This window comes from Enterococcus dongliensis, assembly GCF_031927985.1.
Classification (GTDB): domain Bacteria; phylum Bacillota; class Bacilli; order Lactobacillales; family Enterococcaceae; genus Enterococcus_A; species Enterococcus_A dongliensis.
In genome coordinates, this window is sequence record NZ_JARPZC010000032.1 from 1 (window position 1) to 7,532 (window position 7,532).

At 32.3% G+C, this 7,532-nt stretch carries 6 protein-coding genes and 1 pseudogene; 2 read left to right on the plus strand and 5 right to left on the minus strand.

The annotated features are described in order from the left end of the window. Window positions 1-480 (minus strand): MFS transporter (locus P7D84_RS13320; protein WP_311806744.1); only part of this gene is annotated, 480 nt, incomplete at its 3' end. 4 nt (window positions 481-484) lie between these two features. Then, a complete protein-coding gene (locus P7D84_RS13325) occupies window positions 485-2,344 on the minus strand; it encodes a GTP-binding protein (protein ID WP_117974227.1) in 1,860 nt (619 codons plus the stop codon). 354 nt (window positions 2,345-2,698) lie between these two features. Here P7D84_RS13325 and P7D84_RS13330 point away from each other — a divergent pair. Further along, window positions 2,699-2,782, plus strand: a pseudogene (locus tag P7D84_RS13330) (type II toxin-antitoxin system Phd/YefM family antitoxin); the annotation flags it as partial. Between the two features lie 9 nt (window positions 2,783-2,791). Here P7D84_RS13330 and P7D84_RS13335 read toward each other — a convergent pair. Further along, complete coding sequence (locus tag P7D84_RS13335; protein ID WP_015065195.1) at window positions 2,792-3,433, minus strand: hypothetical protein; 642 nt, start codon at window positions 3,431-3,433, stop codon at window positions 2,792-2,794. Further along, window positions 3,426-4,625 carry a RepB family plasmid replication initiator protein gene (locus P7D84_RS13340; RefSeq protein WP_040145014.1) on the minus strand — a complete coding sequence of 400 codons (1,200 nt, stop codon included), beginning with the start codon at window positions 4,623-4,625 and terminating at the stop codon, window positions 3,426-3,428. Before P7D84_RS13340 ends, P7D84_RS13335 begins: the two co-directional genes overlap by 8 nt. A gap of 868 nt (window positions 4,626-5,493) precedes the next feature. Here P7D84_RS13340 and P7D84_RS13345 point away from each other — a divergent pair. Next, window positions 5,494-5,757 (plus strand): epsilon-antitoxin, encoded by a 264-nt coding sequence (locus P7D84_RS13345; protein WP_002336758.1) that lies wholly within the window; start codon window positions 5,494-5,496, stop codon window positions 5,755-5,757. An 804-nt stretch (window positions 5,758-6,561) separates the two neighbouring features. Here P7D84_RS13345 and P7D84_RS13350 read toward each other — a convergent pair. Next, window positions 6,562-7,532: MFS transporter (locus P7D84_RS13350; protein ID WP_311806746.1), on the minus strand; the 971-nt coding region annotated here is incomplete at its 5' end.

The window sequence follows — 7,532 nt, forward strand, 5'->3', positions numbered from 1 at the left end:
TCCACCGATAGATGGACCTAGAGCTTCACCCATTGCAACAATGGAACCAATAAGTCCAAAAGCCTTTCCCTGGCTCTCCCTTGGAATATATTTAGCAACAACCACCATAATTAACGCAGGAAAAGCTGCAGCTCCTGTACCTTGAATGAATCGTGATAATAATAATACAGGAAATGATGTATGACCTATAAAACCCATAATTGAACCTATACAATTTAATAAAATTCCTGTTAATAACAGTTTCTTAATACCAACATAATCAGAAACTTTGCCATATATGGCTGTTCCTACAGAAAAACTTAACATGAACGATGTATTAATCCAATTTATACTTGCAGGAGCTTTTCCAAAGTAATTCGCTACATCAGGAAAAGATACATTTAGAACCATTTCATTTAGTACACTAAAGAAAGATAAAAAGCAAAGCCAAAGTAATAATTTGTTGTATTGTGATTTATGGTTTGACGAATTAGAATTCATTTCTTCACTCTTTCCCTTTAATTAATAAAGATTTTATCCTATCAACTTTTCCTTGTTGATATAAACTTTTATCTACCACTTCTTGATAAGATACAATTTTATTTTTTATATAGGCTTGTCCATTAAATAGTTCATTACTCTTTTCTTCAAATATTAAAAATAAAGATTGAGGTAACTTTGCAATTAAATTAAATTCATCTTCTACCTCTGATACATTTAAGACATTTCCCTCTAATTTTCCGAGTTCACTAATAGCCTTCCCTAAATAATCTTTATTTGCAGATACATCTATCTCTACTACTGGTTCTACAATGACTGTTTTAGAATTTAACAATGCTTTATACAATGCATATGGTGTTAACTTTCTAAATTCAGATGGTGTACTGACTGGACTAAAAAATTCAGCATCTGTCAACGTTACTTTTACATTGGTTAATTCAAAATCATAAAGACCTGTTTTAGTTGAACTAAACACACTATCTTTAATAGCATTTTGAAATGACTGTTTCAGATAACCTGTTGTCACTAAACTATCAAATTGAATGCCTGATAGGTTACTCGGTTCAACTTTCAAGGTCATCGTTGCCCAATAGGGATTAAGTGATTCATCTACATCAATTGTGCCTATTCCTATTTCTTCTATAATTTCTTTATAAACAATTGTTGGTAATGATAATTTAAGCGTCTTAAAAGAGTAACGTCTGCGTATAGTTTCTTCTAAGTATTCTCGTTGAACTCGACCAAAAATTTTCATTGAGATTTCTGAAGTTTCTTTATCAATTGAGAAATCAAGTAATGGATCTTCTTCTGATAATTCAGTTAATAAGTCTAGTAACGTCATTCTCTCTTCTTCCCCAACTTGGAAAGTGATTTTTAAACTTGGGCTAGGTAAAGATAGCTCATTAGTTAAAGGTTCTCCTAAGAAATCTTGAATCTTTAATTCTTTACATTTTGGAAACATAAAAATATCTCCTGTTTGAATACTATTTGCTTCTACAAATTGGTTGTCTTGTAATACTAAAAAACGTGGTAGCTTCTTTTCTTCTTGATTATTTAACAAATAAGTTTGGTTCTTACTTATTTCACCGGATAGTAATCTAAAATAAGCTTGTTTTTGACCATTCATAAAAGTAATTTTATATAAATATGCAGATAAATTATCCTTACTTTTATCAACTAAATCAAAGCTACCTAATAAATTTAATAAAGTATCTATCCCTTCTCCTGTCACAGCCGAACCTAAAATTAAAGGATAACTTTCATTCATTAAAGTTCGTTGGTTCAACTCATTTTTTAGCTCTATTTCACTTATTAATACATCATTCATAAACTTTTCAAGTAGATAAGGACTGTTTTCGATTAAAGTATCTCTACTTTCTTGACTAAACAAGGATTCTACTAGAACAAGATGACTCGTCAATTTATTCTTGATTTCAGAAATCAGATATTCTGGTCTTGCTGTTTCTATATCTATTTTATTTAAGAAAAAGATAGTCGGTATCTTGGCTTCTTGTAATGTATCAAAAATCCTTCTTGTTTGAGTTGGGAGTTCTCCTAAACTTGAAACGACTAAAACAGCTATATCAATAACGTTTAGTGACCTCACTACTTCACCATAAAATTCAATATGTCCAGGCATATCAACCAAATTTATTTTTGTTTGACACCACTCTAAAGAAACAGAAGCTGTTTTTATTGTAATGCCTCTTTCTTTCTCTAAATCAAGGGTATCAGTAATAGTATCACCCTTCTTAATACTTCCTTGCTTATAATTTTCATGGGTTCTACTATACAAACTTTCTGTTAAAGATGTTTTTCCAGCGTCTACATGAGCGACAATTCCTACATTAATAATTTTTTTCATCAAAAAAAGACTTCTATGGATTTATGTTCGCAAAAATACTCATCGCAAATACCATAGAAGTCTATTGTTCACGACCTTCTAATTATAGTTCGAGAGTATTTCTTTAAGAGCACACCAAATAAGCCTTTGTTTTTCAGCTATATTAAAATGTGCTATTTAGAAATACTCCGAAGCATATGAAGATCACTCACTTATTTTTATTTGATTTATTTATCTTAAGTTAGTATAAATTATAAAAATTAAAAAAACAATTTTTTTAGTTAATTATAACGTGATTTATGTTAAGTCAAAAAATTATCTTTAAAAGTTGTACAATAAATAGTACAACTTTTAAAGATAATTGGGGTGATAAAAATGGAAGCAGTTGCTTATTCTAATTTTAGACAAAATTTGAGAAGTTATATGAAACAAGTAAACGAAGACGCGGATCCAATCATTTATTGAGTCTCATTTCCATAATTGCCACCATTTTTTTGATGCTTCTTTTTTCTCTATCATTACTTTCTCCTTTAATTGTTCCTGAAAGATGGTGTGCTCATTTCTAAGATTTTCTATTTCCTCTTGAGGTTGATTATCTACCTTCTCCTTTTTTATATCCTTTGAGGGCATTTTAAGAGCTTTTAAACTATCATTCTCCGACTTGTATTCTTCTAGCAATTTTTTATCTTGCAAGGCTAGACGTTGCTGTTGGTCTAAGAGCTTTTGAGTTTGCTTTTGCGATTCCACCAAGCTTTTTATTTGTTCATCTTTATTTATATTTTGAGATTCAAGGTATTCAATTTGGTGTTTAAGACTGTTTAAATAATCATTTAATGAACTATTTAATTCAACACCTTCAATATTCATATTCGTTGTTATATTAGTTTTTTCTTGGTGTTTATCGGTATCTAATTCGCTGTTTGAACGACTGTTTAATTCAACACCGAGATTTTCTTTTATCTGTTTAACTGCTATAGCAGTTAATAACTTCATTCCGTTATTTCTAACTACATATTCGCTTGATATTTTAGAAACTTGATAATGAATTTTATTCTTGCTAACACCTAACTCATCCGCAAGCTCTTTGATTGTTTTTAAATTCTCACTCATGGCTTGCTCCTTTACCTCGAACATTTGCACGTTCTGGTTGTTCAAGGTCTTGTAATTTTACAGTTGGCAAGTATTGTTCAATCGCTTTTTTCAAATACTTCGCCATATTTCCTTTTGAATACGGTGCTTGCTTCTCACGTACATACGACAAATGCGTTTTCACGCCCTCAAGTCCTCGTAAGGCTTTCAGTTCATCATAGCGTGGATAGACGTTCTTTTGTAAGCCTGACATGAGTGCAAGGTCGGTCATTTCATACGGACTTAACAGCATGGAATCTAGCAACAAGCGTGTGTAGTTGCTTTGCATAGCTTCCGCATACAAAGCTTGTTCGGTTTGTTCTTTTTTTGCCTGCTCTTCTTGGTACAATGGATCATCTAACTTGTAACTGGTATCGTCTGCTTGCCATTTTTTCGTGATATGAAAGACAATCGAATCAATCGAACGTCCTTTTTTGATTTTGTCATAGGCTACATTCAAATGGGTGTATTGATTAATTTCTTTAAGAGGTGCATTTAATATCCATTTTGTAAAATCTGTCATATTTTTATATTCATCGACTGTATTTGTCATAGCTCGTAATTCTTGCATCGAAATAGACGGATGGCGGTAGGCTTCGACTTGCTCCTCTCTGCGCCCACCCTTAGAACTATAATGCTCGTATTGGTTATAGTGCATGGATAACCACTTATACAACACAATGCTGTACTTGCTGTTTAACTCCATAATGTCACTAATAGCATATTGGGTAAAATTTTGCTTCAAGTCAATCAAATAAGGCATAATCGCTTGGTCAAAGCGGATCGTGACTTCATCATCATAATCATTCCACTTGATATAAGGGATTGGCACAATACTTTCAAATTCAAATCCTTTTCCAGTCTGCTCTCGCACTTCAAAATAAGCTTGTTTCTGCATTTTTTCAATGGCTTGTTTAAAGCGACTATGCTTGTCGTTGTCGGACACATCAAAGAAAGCAAACAATTCTTTTTTGGATAAGTAAATCGTATGGTCTTTCGGTGGATTGTCCGTATCAATGCACGATACCGCCAATTCAAAAATCTTTAGAGGGGTCTTATCCATTTTTGCTACGCTCGTAATCAAGTCATTGTGTTCCACGACTTTTCGTTTTGTCAGTTCATCCATGTACATCACCTGCTTTTTTACATGATTCGTTTCTGGTATACTGGCCATAGAAAATACGCTCCTTTGCGTGTTTTGGTTAGGCATAGAGAAAGACATTTTACAGTGGTATTTTCTCTATGCTCTTATTATAGCACTATATAGAGAAAAATAAATGCAACTTCTCTCTGTATACACAGTTTTTTCTCTCTGTATACACAGTTTTTTCTCTCTGTATACACAGTTTTTTCTCTCTGTATACACAGTTTTTTCTCTCTGTTTAATCTCGCAAACCCTTGCTAAAACTGCCTTTTTCGGCACGCAAAAGGTTTAAAAGATTTAAAAGATTTAAAATATATAAGATAAATTAAAAAGGCTTCGCCCTCTCGTTCACTTCGGTTAAAAAATCTAAAAGATCAAAATCGTACAGTAATAAATGCAAAAAGGAGTGAGCGAAAAACACGCTCACATTGTACTTGCAGCGTTCACTTCGTTCACTTGCGAAAAGAAAAGAGCAAACCCTCTTTTAGGGATTTTCTTGATTGGCTCTAATTGCTCGTATACGCTGTTTTAATTGTTTGACTAGATAAATACGCCTATCTGGCAATCAAACGCCTTACAGGCGGTCAGGGCAAGCCCTAACGACCCTTGAATTAAAAACCTACATGAATAATTGTTTTTTAATTCCAAACAAAACAGTTCATTTAAAATCAATTTAAACCCACTTTAAACCCACTTAAAATCGTTTCTAAGGCGTTTTAATCTTACATTTGAATAAATAGACGTTTAATATGAAAAACGCCTTAAAACGAATTTTATGACGTTTTTTGAGAAAATTGTTTTTTACCCGCACGTTTACTTTTGATTAAACTAGCGAAGTCTGTTTAATTAAAAGTAAATGTTTAGTTGAGCAAAGCGAAACCAGAAAGGAGCAAACAACATGACCTTAGATTACAGAAAAACATTTGAAATTGAGATAATCAATGAATTTCAATCAGCGATTCACTCAAAAATGTTGAACTATGTTTTAAATAATGAACTCGATAAAAGTGATTCGACAAACCTACAAGTAAATTTATTAAAACAATTATCAAACATGAACCAAATTAATTTATTTGAATTATCTTTAGAAGAATTAGAAGCCTATCACGACTATTTACGAACGATAAAAAAATATGCCGATAACATCACACGAACAGCGTGAGTTTTAACAAACACGCTTGACGATAAAACGAAATGTAAATTAAGTTTTATAGCACAATTACCACTAAATAAAATTTAGGGGTATAAGTGCGCCCTTAAAACTAAGGGGTTCATTTCTACAAAGTTAATCTGACAACTATTCCCTTAGCGATTTTTACTAAGGGCGCACTTATACGCAGTAAAAAAATCTAGCGAATTTTTTCTACGTTGTGCTAAGGGCGCACTTACACTCACCAAAATTTTTTGGTGTCTATCGTGCTAAAAAAGAGGACAGATCACTTGCGTGACGTGTACTCTTTTTTCGTCAAGCGTGTTGGTTAAAATTCGCTTTGCTCATGTTAAAATCTTGTTGAACTAGTTTCTTTTATTGCTAGTAATTTTTTTACCTAGTTTTGTATTTTGTGGCAAGCCAGCTTCCTAAACGGGTTTTTACTTTACGAGTTGGATAAGGCAAGTTATTCAGGATCAATTAGATCCACCCTTTCAAATAAAGCGAACGACCCTAACACACCAAATCGGACTGTTTTTGATCCATACACTTCTAGAAATATTTTCGCAGCCCGATCGTAAAAATGAAGAAATAGAAGATCATTAATTGGCTAAAAATTCCGAATAAAATAACAAGTTCATTCAGAATTGAAAGGGAACTTTCACAAAGTTTTTAAGAAAAAGACGGCTGTTACATCAATCTTTTTCGGGTTGAAAAGAGGTAGACCAATTGCGATTCACAAAGAAAGCCCCTGGAATGGTTGATCCAGGGGCTACTTCGTTTAAAAGAGATTATGGTAACTAAGAGGTTAAATAACTATTTTATTTTTGGCTCAGAGTACACTTTGATAGTAATTAACCAACTAAAAATAATTATTATAGAAAAAATAAGTAACATATTGCTATATAAATATGATTGAGAAGAAACATTTATAGGAATAATTTTTTTATTTAGTATGTCTACAGACAGTAATCCTCCTACAACTGCGATTCCTAGTCCTTCAGATAAGAAACTTGTAAAATTAAGTAAACTCATTCCTGAACCACTTTCTTTTGTAGTTAAACTACTTGAAACAATTGTAGATATAACCGTTTTTGTAAAGGACAGACCTCCAAATATAAAAATAATTAATATAGTAATTAAAAAAGGTGTCGTTTCAACAAACAGTGCAGCCAATAGAAAACTAATTGATAACAACATAGCTCCTATAGTTAACACGAATATTGGTCCTTTTTTATCTACTAGTATTCCACCAAAGTAACCAAAAATAATGACACTAACAGCTCCTGGAAAGATAATCCCGTTACCAATGGCAAGTGTACTTAACTGATATAAATCTCTCATCATATAAGGAACCATTGAAATAAATCCTGCCACCGTTCCAAAAAAAAGACCTCCACAAACAATACCAACCATAAAAGATCGGTTTTCACCTAATTTAGGCTCAATAAACGGCTCATCCACTTTTTTTATGTGCTTAATAAAAATAATGAAAATAACGAAACTTATTCCTAAGAAATATAATTTATATGATGTGGTAAACACCATAAAAGTTACTATGCTTAACGACATTAATACTAATCCTATAAAATCAAAACTTCCCTTTTTAATCGGTTCATGATCAAGCATTTTGATAAGAAAAGGAACTGATATTAAAGTTCCTAAAGGTAATATCAATAGATAAGACCAATGAATATATTCAGCTATCATTCCACCGATAGATGGACCTAGAGCTTCACCCATTGCAACAATGGAACCAATAAGTCCAAAAGCCTTTCCCTGGCTCT